General features: G+C 40.3%; 18 protein-coding genes and 1 pseudogene. 15 read left to right on the top strand and 4 right to left on the bottom strand.

The window, feature by feature from the left end:
- Positions 1-315 carry a YlaH-like family protein gene (locus AC3ZVC_RS21880; protein WP_214724575.1) on the top strand — a complete coding sequence of 105 codons (315 nt, stop codon included), beginning with the start codon at positions 1-3 and terminating at the stop codon, positions 313-315.
- A 15-nt stretch (positions 316-330) separates the two neighbouring features.
- Positions 331-621, top strand: a complete 291-nt coding sequence (locus tag AC3ZVC_RS21875; RefSeq protein ID WP_490065215.1) for a hypothetical protein — start codon at positions 331-333, stop codon at positions 619-621.
- A 123-nt stretch (positions 622-744) separates the two neighbouring features.
- Here AC3ZVC_RS21875 and AC3ZVC_RS21870 read toward each other — a convergent pair whose 3' ends face one another.
- Entirely contained in the window at positions 745-945 is a 201-nt protein-coding gene (locus AC3ZVC_RS21870) for a YlaI family protein (RefSeq protein ID WP_214724579.1), read from the bottom strand.
- 243 nt (positions 946-1188) lie between these two features.
- Here AC3ZVC_RS21870 and AC3ZVC_RS21865 point away from each other — a divergent pair, with 243 nt between their 5' ends.
- Complete coding sequence (locus AC3ZVC_RS21865; RefSeq protein WP_490065214.1) at positions 1189-1644, top strand: pyridoxamine 5'-phosphate oxidase family protein; 456 nt, start codon at positions 1189-1191, stop codon at positions 1642-1644.
- Positions 1645-1758: 114 nt separating this feature from the next.
- Here the strand turns inward: AC3ZVC_RS21865 and AC3ZVC_RS21860 are convergent, their stop codons facing one another.
- Complete coding sequence (locus tag AC3ZVC_RS21860) at positions 1759-2358, bottom strand: YhcN/YlaJ family sporulation lipoprotein (RefSeq protein WP_490065213.1); 600 nt, start codon at positions 2356-2358, stop codon at positions 1759-1761.
- Positions 2359-2463: 105 nt separating this feature from the next.
- Between AC3ZVC_RS21860 and AC3ZVC_RS21855 the strand changes: the two genes are divergently transcribed.
- Complete coding sequence (locus tag AC3ZVC_RS21855; protein WP_490065212.1) at positions 2464-2739, top strand: hypothetical protein; 276 nt, start codon at positions 2464-2466, stop codon at positions 2737-2739.
- A complete protein-coding gene (locus AC3ZVC_RS21850) occupies positions 2736-4064 on the top strand; it encodes a PhoH family protein (protein ID WP_490065211.1) in 1329 nt (442 codons plus the stop codon). The genes AC3ZVC_RS21855 and AC3ZVC_RS21850 overlap by 4 nt, the downstream gene beginning before the upstream one ends.
- Before the next feature lie 135 nt (positions 4065-4199).
- Here the strand turns inward: AC3ZVC_RS21850 and AC3ZVC_RS21845 are convergent, their stop codons facing one another.
- Positions 4200-4697, bottom strand: coding sequence for a peptidyl-prolyl cis-trans isomerase (locus tag AC3ZVC_RS21845; RefSeq protein ID WP_490065210.1), 498 nt, complete (start codon positions 4695-4697; stop codon positions 4200-4202).
- Between the two features lie 146 nt (positions 4698-4843).
- Here AC3ZVC_RS21845 and AC3ZVC_RS21840 point away from each other — a divergent pair, with 146 nt between their 5' ends.
- The 4 genes from AC3ZVC_RS21840 to pyc all read left to right on the top strand — a co-directional run bounded on the left by AC3ZVC_RS21840 (position 4844) and on the right by pyc (position 10742).
- Positions 4844-5014: a hypothetical protein gene (locus AC3ZVC_RS21840; RefSeq protein WP_490065209.1), complete on the top strand. Its 171-nt coding sequence runs from the start codon at positions 4844-4846 to the stop codon at positions 5012-5014.
- A 345-nt stretch (positions 5015-5359) separates the two neighbouring features.
- Positions 5360-5641 carry an Fpa/YlaN family protein gene (locus AC3ZVC_RS21835; protein ID WP_110067841.1) on the top strand — a complete coding sequence of 94 codons (282 nt, stop codon included), beginning with the start codon at positions 5360-5362 and terminating at the stop codon, positions 5639-5641.
- Between the two features lie 261 nt (positions 5642-5902).
- Complete coding sequence (locus AC3ZVC_RS21830; protein ID WP_490065208.1) at positions 5903-7105, top strand: FtsW/RodA/SpoVE family cell cycle protein; 1203 nt, start codon at positions 5903-5905, stop codon at positions 7103-7105.
- 196 nt (positions 7106-7301) lie between these two features.
- Positions 7302-10742: a pyruvate carboxylase gene (gene pyc / locus AC3ZVC_RS21825; RefSeq protein WP_490065207.1), complete on the top strand. Its 3441-nt coding sequence runs from the start codon at positions 7302-7304 to the stop codon at positions 10740-10742.
- A 64-nt stretch (positions 10743-10806) separates the two neighbouring features.
- Here pyc and AC3ZVC_RS21820 read toward each other — a convergent pair whose 3' ends face one another.
- Complete coding sequence (locus AC3ZVC_RS21820) at positions 10807-11781, bottom strand: COX15/CtaA family protein (protein WP_490065206.1); 975 nt, start codon at positions 11779-11781, stop codon at positions 10807-10809.
- A 672-nt stretch (positions 11782-12453) separates the two neighbouring features.
- Here AC3ZVC_RS21820 and cyoE point away from each other — a divergent pair.
- From cyoE to ctaG, 6 genes and pseudogenes are all read left to right on the top strand, one after another.
- Positions 12454-13391 (top strand): annotated as a pseudogene (cyoE, locus tag AC3ZVC_RS21815) (heme o synthase).
- Positions 13392-13502: 111 nt separating this feature from the next.
- The gene (coxB, locus tag AC3ZVC_RS21810) at positions 13503-14579 is read left to right on the top strand and encodes a cytochrome c oxidase subunit II (protein ID WP_490065205.1); all 1077 of its coding nucleotides are present in this window, start codon (positions 13503-13505) and stop codon (positions 14577-14579) included.
- A 28-nt stretch (positions 14580-14607) separates the two neighbouring features.
- Complete coding sequence (gene ctaD / locus AC3ZVC_RS21805) at positions 14608-16476, top strand: cytochrome c oxidase subunit I (protein WP_214987931.1); 1869 nt, start codon at positions 14608-14610, stop codon at positions 16474-16476.
- Complete coding sequence (locus AC3ZVC_RS21800; protein ID WP_144542371.1) at positions 16476-17105, top strand: cytochrome c oxidase subunit 3; 630 nt, start codon at positions 16476-16478, stop codon at positions 17103-17105. The genes ctaD and AC3ZVC_RS21800 overlap by 1 nt, the downstream gene beginning before the upstream one ends.
- Positions 17106-17109: 4 nt before the next feature.
- Positions 17110-17445, top strand: coding sequence for a cytochrome c oxidase subunit IVB (ctaF, locus tag AC3ZVC_RS21795; RefSeq protein WP_110067833.1), 336 nt, complete (start codon positions 17110-17112; stop codon positions 17443-17445).
- A gap of 208 nt (positions 17446-17653) precedes the next feature.
- Positions 17654-18556 carry a cytochrome c oxidase assembly factor CtaG gene (ctaG, locus tag AC3ZVC_RS21790; RefSeq protein WP_214724599.1) on the top strand — a complete coding sequence of 301 codons (903 nt, stop codon included), beginning with the start codon at positions 17654-17656 and terminating at the stop codon, positions 18554-18556.
- Positions 18557-18607 lie beyond the last annotated feature (51 nt).

Here is an 18607-nt window from a genome sequence, read left to right as displayed (position 1 = left end):
ATGGATGTTTCACAACGCCTGTCTTTTTTCGCTGCTTTATTCAAAGTCGATCAAAATCCCACAACAGGGATGTGGCTGCTTTATATAACAATTGTCCTTTTGTCTATCCTGGTTTTTAAACTGGGATTTGCCAAAAAGCTTCCTATTGCCAAATCAGTTGTTATTTACACCTTCTTAATTCTGGGATGTACGATGCTGACTTTTCTTGGTGTGTTTCTTCCGGTTGCTGAAGGCCTTGTTGTGGCTGCGCTAATTTTGATTATCTATAAAATCCGCCTTCACCAGGAAAAGAAGCATCAGGCAAATGCGGATTAACGGGGAGTGGCTGATATGAAATCTTTGCAGGATTCACTGTATAACTGGTTAACGATTAAAATTGTCAGTGATGAACGGCCGGATGATACAGCAGCAACGGACACAGAAAAGATGTTTTTTGAAATTCTCGGAGATGAGCATCAGATATCAGATCTTGAAGTTGAAAAAGATGAAGTTATGTACTATGTGCATTACACTAAGGACGGAGAACGGAATAAAACCCGTTTTCCGCGTGAATTGATTGAGGTCATGCTCAATCAATTCAAAAATGAACCTGATAAGTATGTGAATTATCCAGAGGATTAAGAAAAGCCGTTCCCTTCAAGGGGCGGCTTTTTTTAGGCTTGCTTGGGTTGTCAGGCATTCTAGCTATTCTAGCGGCTAAATGCTAATTTGATTTAAAAGGCCATTACAATGCAAATTGGAGGCCTACCATTCTTCCTCCTGGACCTTGCTCCGATATAGTTTAAAATTACCGGTATCGGCTCTCTTTTGCGTTCTTTCAGCAATTCTTGTTTCGCACGGTTTGCACATATAGGTGTGGATTGGGCGATTGCGCAGACGCTTAGCCTGCAGTGACTCATTTTCTATAGATTCGATTTTATCGCAAAGTACACATTTAACTCTCATAGGGACACCTCATATTATTTTGACTGCTTTTAATACCATTATAGTACAAGTTCGGATTGGATTCGAATGCTTTGCGATAAAATAACATTTTGATGCTTTTACGGTATTTGGCCGGAGGTCTTGGTTCATATTAGTATAGAGTAGAGTTTCAGTGCTGTACTGCTGAACAAGAAGCCATGATGTATATTGGTTGAAAGAAAATCGTTATCATACTATGATGAAACTAATAAAGGAGGGAAAAGAATGGCAAATCAGGTAGAACCCAAATTAATTAAACCATTATATGATGAATTGCAAAAAGAGCGCTTTGTCACACTAGCCACTGTTGACCACGAAACTGGAGGGCCAAATGTCAGTGCGATTTCATGGGTCTTGGCCAAAGATGAAGAAACAATCTATTTCGCTGTTGATAACCGTTCAAGAATCGTTCAAAACATAAATAGCAACAATAAAGTTGTCCTGAATATCATAGCGAACGAGTCTACATATTCCATCTCTGGAGAGGCTTCAGTAAAGTCTGAAAAGATGGAAGGAGTGCCGCTTAAGCTGGCCCTATTGGAAATCAGCATAAAGGAAGTTCGTGATGTAATGTTCTACGGCTCCAAAATTACAGCAGAACCGCAATATGACAAAACTTATGACAAAGATGCTGCAGCCCGTTTAGATAAACAGGTAATGGAAGCCATGAAAAAAGCTTAGTTCCTATGGGAGCTAAGCTTTTTTCATGGCTATGTTAGAGCACTTTGTTGATTAGAGCAGCAAAAAAGTACCAGGTACCTATACCAGTTCGCACAACTGGTATAGGTACCTGGTTTATTTATGGTAGTTTGATTGTTCTTCTTGTTTTTGTTCAAGTTGTTTTTCTTGGTTGTTATTGAGTTTTTTCTTCGGGTCTTCGGTTGCGTTTTTTTCGTTTTTCTTGTTTGGATCAACTAAATCTGCGGGGACCTCTGGCATCAAACGGCCGGCAATGTCAGCCAGCTCATTCATAATCCCTTGAATAGGCTCTCCATTTTGTATGTCTTCGGCTATTTCTCTAAGCCGTGCGTTAATATCCGGATCAGCCACAATCATGGCTCTTGCGCCATGGGGATCATTTTTGAGGCTTTCGGCAACAGAATACTTAATTGTCCCAACTTCCGATCTATCGAGGTTTTTATTCACATCAATCCCCACAATCGCAAATCTTCCGAGGACAACAGCAGTCGCGTCGTTAACATTGGGTATCCTGGTTGCCAAATCGACCAGGTGTCTGGAAACTTGCTGCCCTGTCTCCCTGTCAACCTCCTGAATCGTACTGTTTTTAACATTAATGGCATTTTGCTGGTCCTGCTGTTCATGGGACTGGTTATTGTTTATTCCGCAACCTGACAAAAGTAAGGCTGAAAAGAACAATAATAGCCATTTCTTCATATTTGACACCTCCGGGGCTATCAAAAAATTTTTCCTGAAATGAAAGCAATTAGCTGAAAATGACTTGCGGCTTTTGCAAAATCTCAGACCAAATAGGATTGTTTAATGATTATTGTGCAAAACTTCTTCTATCTTTATTCGGCAAAACATATATTTTACCAAGTTATATTTGTCCCACTGTTTTTCAAAGCCTTTCATCCTATTCATTCAACTTCTCCAGTGGGGATGAATAATATAAACAAACAGCGTATTCGTTGTGAGTCCAAAATGGCTCATTTAAAACAAATACTCAGCAGCTATCGAAACCAAAAAGGCATAAAGCCCCCACTTAAGAAGTTACGCTTTATAAAGACACAAGAGGAGCAGGAGGCACCAGATTGAGTAAAATTTACGTTTTAGATACCAACGTCTTGTTGCAAGACCCTAATTCCATATTTTCATTCGAAGATAATGATGTGGTAATTCCAGCTGTAGTGCTGGAAGAAGTCGATTCGAAGAAAAGGTACATGGATGAGATAGGCAGAAATGCAAGACAAGTATCCAGGCTGATTGACGGCATGAGAGAAACGGGAAAGCTTCATGAAAAAATCCCTCTAGAAAATGGCGGAAGCCTGCGTATTGAATTGAACCATAGATCTTTTCACCAGCTGCAGGAAATCTTTGTTGAGAAAACAAATGATAATCGGATTTTGGCTGTTGCCAAGAATTTGTCGCTTGAAGAAGAGACAAAAGAAAATGGACGAACAGTTATTCTGGTTAGTAAAGATGCTCTTGTCCGTGTTAAAGCCGATGCAATCGGGTTAATATCTGAAGATTTTTTAAGTGATCGGGTAGTGGAAAATGATCATTTGTATCCTGGTTTCCTGGAAGTTTATATAGGGCTGGATATATTGAACCGCTTTTATGAAAAAGGTGAATTGCCATTGTCAGATGTGGCAAATCATCCTTTCTATCCCAACCAGTTCCTTGTTATGAAGGATGCCCTTGGCTCTTCTTCATCTGCTTTGGGAGTGGTTGATAAAAACGGCAAAAAGGTAAAGAAGCTTATCTTTGACTATGATCATATTTGGGGAATCAAACCCCGCAATGTCCAGCAGATAATGGCTTTGGAGCTTTTGCTAAGAAACGATCTGCCTTTAGTTACGCTAATTGGGAAGGCAGGAACCGGAAAGACCTTATTAGCGCTCGCGTCCGGTTTAATGCAGACCGAGGACTACGGGCAATATAAAAAGCTGCTGGTAGCCCGGCCGATCGTTCCGGTAGGGAAAGATCTTGGTTTCCTGCCAGGGGAGAAAGAAGAAAAATTAAGGCCGTGGATGCAGCCGATTTACGATAATCTTGAGTATTTGTTTAACGTGAAGAAACCGGGGGAATTGGATGCCATACTGGCAGGGATGGGATCGATTGAGGTGGAGGCGCTGACCTATATACGGGGAAGGAGCATTCCAGATCAGTTTATAATTATTGATGAAGCACAGAACCTGACTAAGCATGAAGTGAAAACTATTCTTACCCGAGTGGGGGAAGGAAGTAAAATAGTCTTAATGGGTGACCCTGAGCAAATCGATCATCCATACCTGGATGCTTATAACAATGGCCTCACCTATGTTGTCGAAAAGTTTAAAGATCAAATTATCTCCGGACATGTCAAGCTTGTCAAAGGCGAGAGATCCGGCCTGGCACAGCTTGCGGCGGACCTTTTATAAAAAATATTTTAGCTTAATATTTCACCCGAAATTACAATAATCGGTCTATAAGCCGGGGGTGGACCTGCAAAAGCAGAATGTACTGTCAATGCGTGGGCCAATAAGAAAAGGGCGATTTTCCATCGCCCTCTCCGGTCATTCCACTCTGAATGCTTTCACTCTTTTGATGGGATTGTTTTTATTGCTTCCATCCCCCATATACACATGTACAGGTCCATCATTTTTTAAAGGTTTGCCTTCATTTGAGAACCCCAATATTAATTCTTCTGCTTGGGAAAGCGGCAGCTGAACCTCGCCGTCTTCACTTTCGATAATTAGAGATTCTGCACTCTCATCCGGCTCGGCATTAAGGAGGAACGGTTTAAAAGGAATCCCGAAAGTGCCTGTCAATACCTTTTCCTTTTCAAATTTTTTTTCTGTTTTTAATGTAGGAGGAAACACAGCTCCTTCCATGATCTCCCTATCCCAATGCTTAGAGACTGCCTTCGTATATTCCTCGAGCTCATTTTTATTCTCAGTTTCCTTATCAAAATATGTATTTAAATCTACTCTCCGGTCATCAAAAATCCAGACTCCCGGATCCAGTGTAATCGTGTATTTAACTAGTCCTTTAAATGAAATAATATTTTCCATACTAATCCTCCTGGCAAATCCATGCATTCATGAATAGATATATGCTTTTAGTATACAGATTTTATGGCGGGTTGTCATATTGGCATTCTTGATAATTATTTGGGGTAAACTAGCTGAATGATAAAAATGATGCCAGGAGGGGAAAAATGACCTGTCATACTAGCGGGGATCTGCAAAAATTGTTAATGAAGTTGGCAAATGAAGGAAAAGTAGCTGATTATATTCCTGCACTTGCAGAAGTGAACAAGCAAGATCTTTCAGTAGTGCTACAGTATATTTTAAAATATGGCTCACTGTTGGGATTGGCACTCTGTTGATTGAAACGGAAGGCACGAGATCCTCGAAAACGCATTCACATTTCCTTCTTGCGGTGTTGATTCAAGGATGCTAACTTAACGTCCGGCGGGAGAAGAGAATCAAAGGGAGATCTCACAGGCGCGTTATACTCGGAGGGAAGCTGACGGAACGACTGAGGTTCACGAGCGCATGGAGTGGAAATCAACAGGCAAATTTACAGAGCCTAAAATATAAAAGTTCAAAGTAAAGCAAGACGTGCGGCGGAACTGAATTCTTTATTAATCCCTTATTATCCTTGCTTTTTTCCAAGCTTAAGTATAAAATTTAAAGATAGGATAATCGCTCGGAAATGGAGGGATTGAAAGTTGGCTTCTGAAATGATTTTAGATCACAAAGAAAAAGCAAACGCTCTTTTAAAGGCAGATGCTGCTAAAATATTAAAGTTAATCAAGGTGCAAATGGATAACCTCACAATGCCCCAATGCCCTCTATATGAAGAGGTGCTGGATACACAGATGTTCGGGTTGTCCAGGGAAATAGATTTTGCTGTCCGTCTCGGTTTAATTGAAGAGACCGAAGGCAAGGCTATTCTCGATGAATTGGAAAGAGAACTCTCCATTCTTCACGAAGCTTCAGTAAAAAAATAAAATTAAAAAACTCAAACATTCTTCATAGATTGTTTGAGTTTTTTTATAACCAAATTCAAAATGCAAAAAAGTTGATTAGTATGCCTGCTTGAAAGATTTTATTTAATTGGTATAACTTTATTTTAAATTAGTATGACATAATTGTGGAATTCTCTTGATTGTTATGTTACATTTAAATTAACTTTTCTTTTCTTCAAGGCAGGATATTCAATACTATAGTAGAATAAGTAATAAACTTAGAAGACAAGGGAAGAGGGCTGGATGTTTAAAAAAATTCTAAAATCATATGATTATACCTTGGTTATCGCTGTAGCTTTGCTATCTGTTTTTGGGCTGATTATGGTTTTTAGCGCAAGCATGGTTACTGCTGTACAAATTTATGATCAAGAAAGCGACTACTTTTATAATAAGCAAAAAATGCATTTAGTTATTTCTGCAATAGCATTTATCTTTGTTGCTTTATTTCCATATAAAGCCATGCAAAGTAATAAATTTCTTGTGCCCATGGTGGGGATTTCTGTTTTCGGCTTATTTGCCCTTTTTATTTTTGGCAAAGTGGCAGGCGGAGCTATGAGCTGGTTTGAAATAGGAAGCAGAAGCCTTCAGCCCGCTGAATTTGTGAAATTATCAGTTATTATATATTTAGCTGCAGTATATGCAAAAAAGCAGCCATATATAAATGAGTTTAATAAGGGAGTACTTCCGCCGCTTGCCTACTTAATCCTTGCTATCATGCTGGTTGCTATTCAGCCGGACTTTGGGACAGCCATAATTATTTTTGCTATCGCAGCAGCGATTATTTTTACTTCAGGCATGAATTTTAAGAATATCTTTAAGCTGGGTCTGTTTGGAATGCTGCTGGCTGCACCATTTATCCTTCTTTTAAAGAATAAGATATTTGCCCCTTATCGCATGGGAAGAATAGAAGCCTTCAGAGATCCCTTTGGATCAGAATTTGGTTATCAGCTTTCCAACTCATATATTGCGCTTGGTGCAGGAGGATTGAAGGGACTAGGTCTTGGCGAGAGTGTCCAGAAGCTGGGCTACCTTCCTGAAGCGCATACAGATTTTATTATGGCGGTTATTGCCGAAGAACTTGGTGCTGTCGGGGTTGGTTTTGTTATTTTGCTTATAGGGTACATTGTCCTGAGAGGAATCTTTATCAGTTTAAAGTGTAAAGATGCCTTTGGCAGCTTGCTAGCTATTGGAATATCCTCCATGATTGGGATTCAGGCTTTTATCAACCTAGCCGGGATCTCAGGAGTCATGCCTCTTACGGGTGTAACTCTTCCCTTTGTAAGTTATGGAGGGTCTTCGCTTCTGCAGCTTTCAATTGCTATGGGGATACTAGTGAACGTCTCTATGTTTGTAACTTATGAACAAAAGTATAAAAATAAAGATGAACAATTAAAGCCGGAATCTATTCCAGAGGCTTCAGAAGAAGCTTATGTAATCCGTAAATAAGCACAGGGTTATTCTCAGTGCTTTTTAATACATAAATCAGGAGTTACTTCCTTCTGATAAAAAAGGGTTTTCTGCAATAAACTGCAGGGTGCCAATCATATAAATTCAGGTCAGCAACGGGTGGGTTTTTCCCACCCTGATCCAGCCTGAATTTGGCAGAATATTATTAAAAATACATAAAGACGGGGTGTTTTTCTTGAGCAGAAGAATCAACAAAGTTTTAGTAGCTAACAGAGGAGAAATTGCTATCCGCGTATTTCGTGCTTGTACAGAGCTGGATATCCGTACGGTGGCAATTTATTCAAAAGAAGATTCAGGATCTTATCATCGCTATAAAGCTGATGAAGCATATCTGGTAGGGGAAGGCAAAAAGCCAATTGATGCATATCTGGATATAGAAGGAATTATTGAAATTGCTAAAAACAGCGATGTTGATGCAATTCATCCAGGATATGGATTCCTGTCCGAAAATATTGAATTTGCCAGACGATGCGAGGAAGAAGGCATTATTTTTATTGGCCCTTCATCCAGGCATTTAGATATGTTCGGAGATAAGGTTAAAGCCAGAACCCAGGCACAGCTTGCTGAAATTCCAGTTATCCCTGGCAGTGACGGGCCAGTACAAAGCTTAGATGAAGTGATCAGCTTTGGAAAAAGTCATGGATTTCCTATCATTATTAAAGCCTCCCTTGGCGGCGGCGGAAGAGGCATGCGCATAGTGAGAAGCCTTGAGGAAGTAAAGGAATCTTACGAACGTGCAAAATCAGAAGCCAAGGCAGCATTTGGAAATGATGAAGTATATGTTGAAAGATTCATAGAAAGACCAAAGCATATTGAGGTTCAAATCATTGGAGACCGTGAAGGGAATATCGTCCATCTATATGAGAGAGATTGTTCCGTACAAAGACGTCATCAGAAGGTTGTAGAGGTGGCGCCATGCGTTTCCCTATCTGAAACGTTGAGGGATGAAATTTGCCTGGCGGCAGTCAACCTAATGAAGAATGTTGATTATATAAATGCAGGGACAGTAGAATTCCTTGTATCTGAAGACCAGTTTTATTTTATAGAAGTTAACCCGAGAGTACAGGTTGAGCATACGATCACCGAAATGGTGACAGGGGTTGACATTGTACAGACGCAAATACTTGTTGCAGAAGGCCACTCTTTGCATAGTAAAGAAGTGGGAGTGCCAACACAAGAAAACATCCACATTCACGGATTTGCCATTCAGTCACGCGTTACGACTGAAGATCCATTAAATAACTTTATGCCTGATACAGGAAGATTAATGGCATACCGGTCCGGCGGCGGATTTGGTGTCCGGCTGGATGCGGGGAATGGCTTCCAGGGTGCGGTTATCACCCCATATTATGATTCCCTCCTGGTAAAATTGTCGACACATGCGATGACTTTCCAGCAGGCAGCATCCAAAATGGGCCGGAATCTTCAAGAATTCCGTATTCGCGGTATTAAAACCAATATTCCTTTCCTTGAAAATGTCGTTAAGCACGAAAAATTCTTGAAGGGAGAATATGATACTTCCTTTATAGATGAGACACCTGAACTTTTCCTATTCCCGAAAAGGAAAGACAGGGGTACAAAGATGCTCAGCTACATCGGGAATGTAACAGTCAATGGTTTCCCGGGAGTTGAAAAGAAAAAACGACCTGTTTTTGAAGAACCTAGAACGCCAAAAATGAAATACAGCACAGGCTTCCAGGACGGTACAAAGCAGATATTGGATTCCCTTGGCCCTGAAGGCCTTGTAAAATGGATTAAAGAACAAAAGGAAGTTCTTCTAACTGATACAACTTTCCGTGATGCACATCAATCATTGCTTGCAACACGCGTAAGAACCAATGATTTGAAACATATTGCAGAGCCTACGGCAAAGCTTCTTCCGGAAATGTTCTCGTATGAAATGTGGGGCGGAGCTACTTTTGATGTAGCGTACCGATTCCTGAAGGAAGACCCTTGGGAAAGGTTGCTCACACTGAGAGAGAGAATGCCGAATGTGCTATTCCAAATGCTGCTTCGTGCTTCCAACGCAGTTGGATATAAAAACTATCCGGACAATGTTATTAGGGAGTTTGTTGAAAAATCTGCATATGCAGGAATTGATGTATTCCGGATATTTGACAGTCTTAACTGGGTTAAGGGCATGGAAGTCGCAATTGATGCAGTCCGCCAGAGCGGCAAGATTGCTGAAGCTGCCATGTGCTATACAGGTGATATCTCCGATCCAGCGAGAACCAAGTATGATCTGAATTATTACAAGAATCTTGCCAAAGAGCTTGAGAACCAGGGAGCTCACATACTTGCTATAAAGGATATGGCTGGATTGCTAAAGCCCCAATCGGCTTACAGGCTGATTTCTGAACTAAAAGAAACTGTGGACATTCCGATCCATCTTCATACCCATGACACAAGCGGAAATGGTATTTACACATATGCAAAAGCTATCGAAGCGGGAGTTGATATTGTCGATACAGCATTGAGTACGATGGCCGGATTAACTTCACAGCCAAGTGCGAACTCCCTTTATTATGCATTGGAAGGAACTGACCGTAAACCGAATGTTAATATACAGGCACTTGAACAGTTGTCTTATTATTGGGAAGATGTCCGCAAATATTATCAGGACTTTGAAAGCGGCATGAAGGCTCCTCATTCAGAGATTTACCAGCATGAGATGCCAGGCGGTCAGTACAGCAATCTGCAGCAGCAGGCTAAAGCTGTAGGCCTTGGCGATAAATGGGATGAAGTAAAGGACATGTATTCCCGAGTGAATCATATGTTTGGAGATATCGTTAAGGTAACACCTTCCTCAAAGGTAGTAGGGGACATGGCTCTGTTTATGGTCCAAAATAAGCTAACAGAGCAAGACGTCATAAATAAAGGGCAGTCACTTGATTTCCCTGATTCAGTAGTTGAATTGTTTGAGGGATATTTAGGACAGCCATATGGAGGTTTCCCTAAGGAGCTTCAAAAGGTGATCCTAAAAGACAGAGAGCCGATAACGGTTCGCCCGGGCGAGCTTTTGGAGGATGTCGATTTTGATGCATTGAAAGAAAAGCTCTTTAAGGAACTGGGAAGGCAGGTAACAAGCTTTGAAGCAATTGCTTATGCCTTATATCCAAAAGTATTTATGGATTATGTTAAAACATGCGATCAATTTGGTGATATTTCTGTTTTGGATACTCCAACATTCCTTTATGGGTTAAGGCTTGGAGAAGAAGTGGAAATTGAGATTGAAACAGGAAAAACATTAATTGTTAAATTGGTTTCAATCGGTCAGCCTCAGGCAGATGGCACAAGGATTGTCTATTTTGAGCTGAATGGACAGCCTCGTGAAGTTAGCATAAAGGATGAAAGCATTAAAGCAACCGTTGCTTCAAAAGTTAAAGCAGACCCTCATAATGAAGCTCACATTGCTGCCAGCATGCCTGGAACAGTAATAAAGGTAGTCGTTGAAAAGGGGGAGAAAGTAGAAAAAGGCGATCATTTAATGATCACAGAAGCGATGAAAATGGAAACAACTGTACAGGCGCCATATTCAGGAACAGTAAAAGACATTTACGTGGGAAATGGTGAAGCTATACAAACTGGCGACCTTTTGATTGAAATAACAAAATAAACATAAAAAAGAGCTTTGGCCAATGCCGAAGCTCTTTTTTATGTTTGTTAGCAGCTTTTTCCTGCTACGTGATTGTCGTCACCGGAGATACTGCTGCTCCTTGCTTTTCTTCCTTCTTCACTTTTTCAATGGCAAGCTCATTCTTTTTGCTTCGGGATGATAATAGGATGAAATAGCTTAATACCCCAAATAAGCAAGAAATAAAGAATGCATGCGCTAATGCTATATATAAATTAAGTCTGGTAATGACTACCAAGGCGCCCGCAGCTACCTGCAGGGACACGAGTATAAATGAAATGATCCATCCCCAGTAAATAACTTTCTGGTCTTTATAATATTTTATTGCGAGATAGGTAATATAGCCAATCCAGATGAAGATTAATCCTGCCGCGGCTCTATGGCCCATTTGCACCCACTCATACATGTTTCCTGGAAGTATAAAGGCCCCATTAATGCAGAGCGGCCAATCACGGCAAACCAGGCTGGCGTTAACATGGCGGACAAGAGCTCCAGTATAGACTACGGCATAGCTATATAATGATACGCCAATTATATGCTTCCTCATTCTTTTATCAATGATCAGTTTATCCGCCTTGAATTTCTTATCAACTTCAAAAATAAGCAATGTCAGAAGAAGTACTGCTGCAAAAGATATTAAGGAAATGCCAAAATGAAGTGCAAGTACGAAATCCGATTGTCCCCAGACCACTGCAGCCGCGCCAATCAATGCCTGCAGAACGAGAAAGAAAAAAGATGTAAGCGACAAAAATTTAGTTTCCCTAATATGGCCCATTTTTTTCCAGGTCCATATAGATAAGATCAGAACCATAATCCCAACCGAACCGGAAACCAGCCTGTGCGCAAGTTCTATAACCAGCTCAGGAGTGATTTCGGTTGGAACGAACTCTCCATTGCACAGAGGCCAGGATTTTCCGCATCCCATTCCTGATTCTGTTTTAGTAACAAGCGCACCGCCTAACAATATTAAAAGCATGCCGATTGTGGTTAATACAGCAAACCACTTTAAAGATCGTTGCAAAGCCTTTCACCTTCTTTGTCATATTCATTTTGCTTATGTTTGACCCTATAGAATAGATTTTCGTTTCTACTAATTATCCGTATTCTATCTTAACAAAAATTCTCTAAATAACCAGATAGGATTGTTGCTCCATTTACTTTTTCGATAGTACAGGAATAAAGCTTTTTTTACAACACTTATAAAAATTTCTAAACGTAATTATAGTAAAAAAGGTTGAAACTTGTATTGGAGTTTGCTAGAAATATATAGGGGGTATAAAATGGATATCCTTGTCGCGGAAGATATTATTGGTTCCCCCTTGGCCAGATACATAATAGTGAGTTGAAATCTTTACTCCTAAAAGTTTTCTGCAAGCTTTATTATCTCAAAAAAACAACCTTTCTTTAAGCATATTTAATTTTTGACACAAATTAGTCATAAATTATTCTAAAAAAATTCACAAAAGAGTTTTAAAGTGTGATTTAATATACAGAAGAAAGGTTTATTTTTTATTCGAATAATAAACTGTTTAATTACATTGTAAATAGCAGAAAACTATTTGGGTGATAATTATTTATTTAGGGTGAACCCTCGTTTTTTATTGCAAATATGGCTTTGAAAGCAATTATGCTATATAGTAGTTGTAGTGTTAAAATAGCTTTGTTTGTGATAAGGGATAAAGGAGGAAAAGATATGTCTAACTCACGGGCTTTGAGTGAAGCTGCAATTGAAGACAGTGAGCGAAGCCTTCAAAATGATATACCGGAGACGACAGTCTGGAAGGATTTTCTTGCGCTGATTAAAATAGGCATTGTAAATTCCAATCTGATAACAACCTTTACCGGTGTTTGGCTAGCATTGCATTTTTCCGGCAAAGGATTTTTCAATAATCTGGACCTGGTATTCTACACATTAATTGGTTCTTCACTGATTATAGCAGGCTCTTGCAGTCTCAATAATTATATTGACCGCGATATTGATCCATTAATGGAAAGAACCAAAGGCAGGCCGACTGTAACGGGGAAAGTGAATCCTGCAAAGGTTGCGCTTTTAAGTTTTCTGCTTATTGGCCTTGGGACTGCCTTTCTTATGTTTACGACAGCAACAGCAGTTGTAATCGGATTGATTGGCGTTTTTAGCTATGTTGTCCTTTATACAATGTGGACAAAGCGCAGATTTGTTTCCAATACAATCGTGGGAAGTATTTCCGGTGCTGTGCCGCCGTTAATTGGATGGGCAGCTGTGGATGGCAGCCTCGACCCTATGGCATGGGTGCTATTCGCAATCGTATTTATCTGGCAGCCTCCTCATTTTTACGCACTTGCGATGAGAAGAGTGGAGGAATACCGTGCGGCAGGAGTTCCAATGCTTCCGGTTGTAAAAGGTTTTGAAGCTACAAAAAGGCATATTTATATCTGGGTTGCTGCATTATTGCCGCTGCCATTCCTTATGCCTTCACTTGGTTTGGCATTTATGATTCTAGCAACCATCTTGAATGTTGGCTGGATCTAACAGGCATTTATGCCAGAAAGTTTAATGACGATATTAAATGGGCTACATTAATGTTTGTATACTCATTACAATATCTGACTATCATGTTTGTAGCTATGGTAATCATCACACTTATTTAATTTTGTTAGGAAATTCTTACTTTCGCTAGTTACGAGAGGGGATTTATCCATATTTTTTGATCAAACAATTCAAAAAATGAAATTTTTACGAAAGAGGGGTTTGATTAAGCTATGAAAAGGCTTGCAAAGTGGCGTCTTTTTTCTCTGTTTGCGGTGATGGCGCTCATTCTCTCCGCGTGCAGCGGTAAACCGTATTTATCTACGCTAAATCCTGCTGGCGAAGTGGCGCAAACACAATTTGATCTAATGGTGTTAAGTACTGCAATTATGGTGGGGGTAATTGCAGTAGTAACAGTAATCTTCTTTATTGTTGTTTTTAAATTCCGCCGCAAGGACGACAGAATTCCGAAACAAGTTGAAGGAAGCCACAAACTTGAAATTATTTGGACTGTCATTCCGATCTTATTGCTTCTTATTCTTGCTGTACCAACAGTTTCAGCTACCTTTAAGCTTGCAGACGTAAGTGAAATGGAAAAGAAGAATGAAGAAGGCAAAACAGATGCACTTGTTGTCAATGTGCGTGCTAACCTATACTGGTGGGAGTTTGAATATCCAAACCAGGAAATTATCACTGGACAGGAACTAGTTGTGCCAACTGACCAAAAAGTTTATTTCAATCTAATTGCGTCTGATGTTAAGCACTCATTTTGGATTCCTGCTGTCGGCGGAAAGCTGGATACAAACACAGATAATGTGAATAAATTCTGGCTGAAGTTTGATGGCGAAAAGGCTGATGAGGCCGACAACTTATTCTATGGTAAGTGTGCAGAGCTTTGCGGACCTTCCCATGCTTTGATGGATTTCAAAGTTAAAGCGGTTCCAAGTGACGAGTTTGATCAGTGGGTAACTGCAATGCAGGATTTAAAAGAGCCTAAGCAGGCTGAAACTGATCTTGCGCAAGCTGGACAAGAAGTGTTTAATAACAGCTGTATCGGCTGTCATGCAGTTACTCCAGCAAACACTGCTCCTGAAGCAGCTCGTTTAGCTCCAAACTTAACAAACTTTGGCGATCGTGAGCGTATTGCCGGTATCCTTGACCACACTGAAGAAGACCTGAAAAATTGGTTAAGAGATCCTGAAACATATAAGCCTGGAAACAAGATGACAGGCACTTATGGTGAATTGACTGAGGAACAACTTGATGCCCTTTCAGAATACTTAATGGGCTTAAAGGTTATGGAACAATAGGGGATTTTTTGAAAAGGGAGGTAAAATTGTGAGTACCTTAGCACAGAAAAAAGGTTTTGGAGCGACTTTATGGGACTATTTAACAACAGTTGACCATAAAAAAATCGCAATCCTTTATCTTATAGCTGGCGGATTTTTCTTCTTGCTTGGCGGTTTGGAAGCCATGTTCATCCGTATCCAGCTAGCAGTACCAAACAATGATTTTGTAAGTGCCGGATTGTATAATGAAATTCTTACAATGCACGGTACAACGATGATCTTCTTGGCGGCTATGCCACTTATATTTGCATTTATGAATGCCGTAATGCCACTTCAGATTGGTGCGCGTGACGTTGCATTTCCATTCTTAAATTCTTTAGGATTCTGGCTGTTCTTCTTTGGTGGTGTATTTCTTAACCTTTCATGGTTTTTAGGAGGAGCACCTGATGCGGGCTGGACTTCCTATGCATCTCTATCAATTGCTTCTGAAGGGCATGGGATTGACTTCTATGCACTTGGATTGCAGATCTCAGGTGCGGGTACGTTAATTGGGGGAATCAACTTCCTTGTTACCATCATTAACATGCGTGCTCCTGGAATGACTTATATGCGCATGCCGATGTTTACTTGGGCTACGTTTGTAACGTCAGCATTAATTCTATTTGCATTCCCTGCTTTAACAGTAGGTTTATTCTTGCTAATCTTTGACCGTATGTTTGGATCCAATTTCTTTGATCCTGCTATGGGAGGAAACACAATAATCTGGGAGCACTTCTTCTGGATTTTTGGTCACCCTGAAGTTTACATCTTGGTATTGCCGGCATTCGGTATCTTCTCCGAGATTTTTGCGATCTTCTCAAGAAAGCGCCTGTTCGGATATTCTTCCATGGTATTCGCAACAGTACTTATCGGTTTCTTAGGATTCATGGTTTGGGCTCACCATATGTTTACAACTGGAATGGGTCCAATTGCGAACGCAATCTTTGCAGTAGCAACAATGGCTATTGCCGTACCAACTGGTATTAAAATCTTTAACTGGTTATTTACAATGTGGGGCGGAAGCATTACGTTTACAACGCCAATGCTTTGGGCTGTTGCCTTTATCCCTTCATTCGTAGCCGGCGGTGTTACTGGTGTTATGCTTGCATCTGCAGCACAGGATTATCAGTACCATGACAGCTACTTTGTAGTTGCCCACTTCCACTATGTAATTGTCGGCGGGGTTGTATTTGCATTATTTGCAGGTGCACATCTATACTGGCCGAAAATGTTCGGTACAATGTTAAACGAATTCCTTGGTAAAATTACCTTTGTGTTATTCTTTATCGGATTCCACTTAACATTCTTTATCCAGCACTTCTTAGGGCTTTGGGGAATGCCGCGCCGTATCTTTACATTCCTTCCTGGCCAAGGATTAGAGACGGCTAACCTTGTAAGTACAATCGGTGCTTTCTTCATGGCAGTCGCAGTGATTGTTTTGTTAATCAATGTTGTTATAACAACTGTTAAAAATGAAAAGGTTGGCAATGACCCATGGGGAGATGGCCGTACGCTTGAATGGGCAATTCCTTCTCCGCCTCCATTCTATAACTTTAAGCAGCTTCCGCTAATTCGCGGACTTGATGCATACTGGCTTGAGAAGATGGACGGCAAAGAGGGAATGTCACCTGCTGAACCACTAGGTGATATCCATATGCCAAACAATTCTTTCATTCCATTTGTTATCTCATTCGGCTTATTTGTGGCTGCTTTTGGTGCAATGTACAGAGCTGACTACAGCTGGGGAATTCCAGTATTGATTATTGGTATGCTGATTACATTAGGTTCTATGTTTGTCCGTTCCATTAAGGATGATCATGGATACCACATTCATAAAGAAGATTTGGAAGATAATAATGATAAGGGGGTTAAGGCATAATGGCTGCTGAACAAAAAATGACTTATGAAACATGGCCGGCGTCGCCTGAAAAGCAAACCCTCGAGGCTAAGAATAAATTTTTAGGTTTCTGGTTTTTCCTTGGAGGAGAGACAGTTCTATTCGCCTCCCTCTTTGCAACATACCTTGCCTTGAAGGATAAAGTACCAAGCAGTGATATGGCGCTGGCGAAGGACCTATTTGAGATTCCTCTTGCGTTTATGATGACGATGCTTCTATTAACTAGCTCGTTAACAAGCGTTTATGCAATGTATCATATGAAGAATTTTAATTTCAAAAAGATGCAGCTGTGGCTTGGAATAACAGTTTTGCTAGGACTTGGTTTCCTAGGCTTGGAAATTTACGAGTTCAATCATTATGTGCATGAATTCCATCATAGCTTCACAAGCAGTGCATTTGGTTCAGCCTTCTATACTTTAGTCGGCTTCCATGGTGGCCACGTGGCATTTGGTTTGCTGTGGATCACAACTCTAATGATCCGCAACAGCAAAAGAGGATTGAGCCTTTACAATGCTCCTAAGTTCTATGTTGCAAGCCTTTACTGGCACTTCATCGACGTTGTTTGGGTATTCATCTTCACAGTAGTATATTTAATGGGAATGGTGGGATAATCTGATGGCAAATCAACAACCAAACTCAGGAAACCCAAGAGTAGACATTGAATATAGACGTAAAAAAAGTGCGGAAGAGATGAAGCATCAAGTTATCACTTTTGCAATGATGATTTTCTTAACAATTGTTGCGTTCGTAGCAGCTGGTTATGAAGGTTTCTCGGCATGGTTTATTGTGCCTTTCATTTTGATTCTTGCAGTCGTGCAAGTAATCTTCCAATTATATTATTTCATGCATATGAGCCATAAAGGTCACGAAGCACCTGCATTGTTCTTATACTCCGGAGCATTAGTCGGATTTATTACAATCATTGCGTTCCTGACTGTCATATGGTGGTAATCGTAGGAGAAAATCGGCTAACGGCCGATTTTCTTTTTATGTAAGCAGGTTTTGGAAATGATAGGGAGTTGCACTTCATTGAGATTGTGGATGAAAGAGAGTATAATATTATTGGAAATGTATTTGCAGTTATTGCAGAGATATGTTGGAAAGCCGTTACTAAAAGAGTGATTGGCGATATTGAGTAATACTGAATGAGGTGATAGGCATGTCTTTAGAAATATTCGGTTTTCGTGCGCTTTGGAGTCCATTCTTCCTTTTATTTGTGCTTCTTGTTCTTGCAGGATATTACTTATTAACTGTAAAGTATCGCACCAAATATAAAAACAGTGAGCCTTTGACAAGAAGGCAGGGAGTATACTTTGTTGCCGGAATGGCTGTGCTATATGCCATCAAGGGTTCTCCTGTGGATCTGATGGGCCATTTAATGTTTTATGCACATATGGTTCAAATGGCTATCTTATACTTAGTCGTTCCTCCGCTTGTAATTTTAGGTATCCCGCAATGGGTTTGGCGCGCGGCAATAAATTATAAAGGTGTTAAACCTTTATTTGATTTCTTTACCAAGCCGCTCATAGCTCTTATCCTGTTCAATGGCGTATTTTCTATTTACCATATACCTGATGTGTTTGATATTGTAAAAACGGATATGCTGCTTCATACAGCATACACAACTATATTGTTCCTGCTGGCAACTTTTATGTGGTGGCCTATTCTGAATGAACTGCCTGAGAGGGATACGTTAGGCGGACTTAAGAAGGTAGGGTACGTATTTGCCAATGGTGTTTTGCTAACGCCTGCATGCGCGCTGATTATTTTTGCAGATACACCGATGTACAATACTTACTCTGATCCTAATGCATGGGCGCAGGCACTTCAGTTATGTGTTCCATCTACTACTTTGGCAAGCCTTAACCTAAGCGGACCTGAAATGTTTAATTCTATGTCTCTTATCCATGACCAGCAGCTGGGCGGCGTTATCATGAAAATCATTCAGGAAATTGTATATGGCATTGTCTTGGCTCAGATATTCTTCGCCTGGTATAAGAAAGAACAAGAAGAAACACCAATTGAAAAAGAACATATGCTTAATCCGCAGCCAATCAAATAATTGGGAACTCCAGCTTAAATGCTGGAGTTTTTTTGCACTCTCTGTCAATAG

The sequence above is a fragment of the Cytobacillus sp. C11.1 genome, assembly GCF_058145115.1.
The sequence above is the reverse complement of the archived record's forward strand: the minus strand, read 5'-3'. Positions and strand labels throughout refer to the sequence as shown.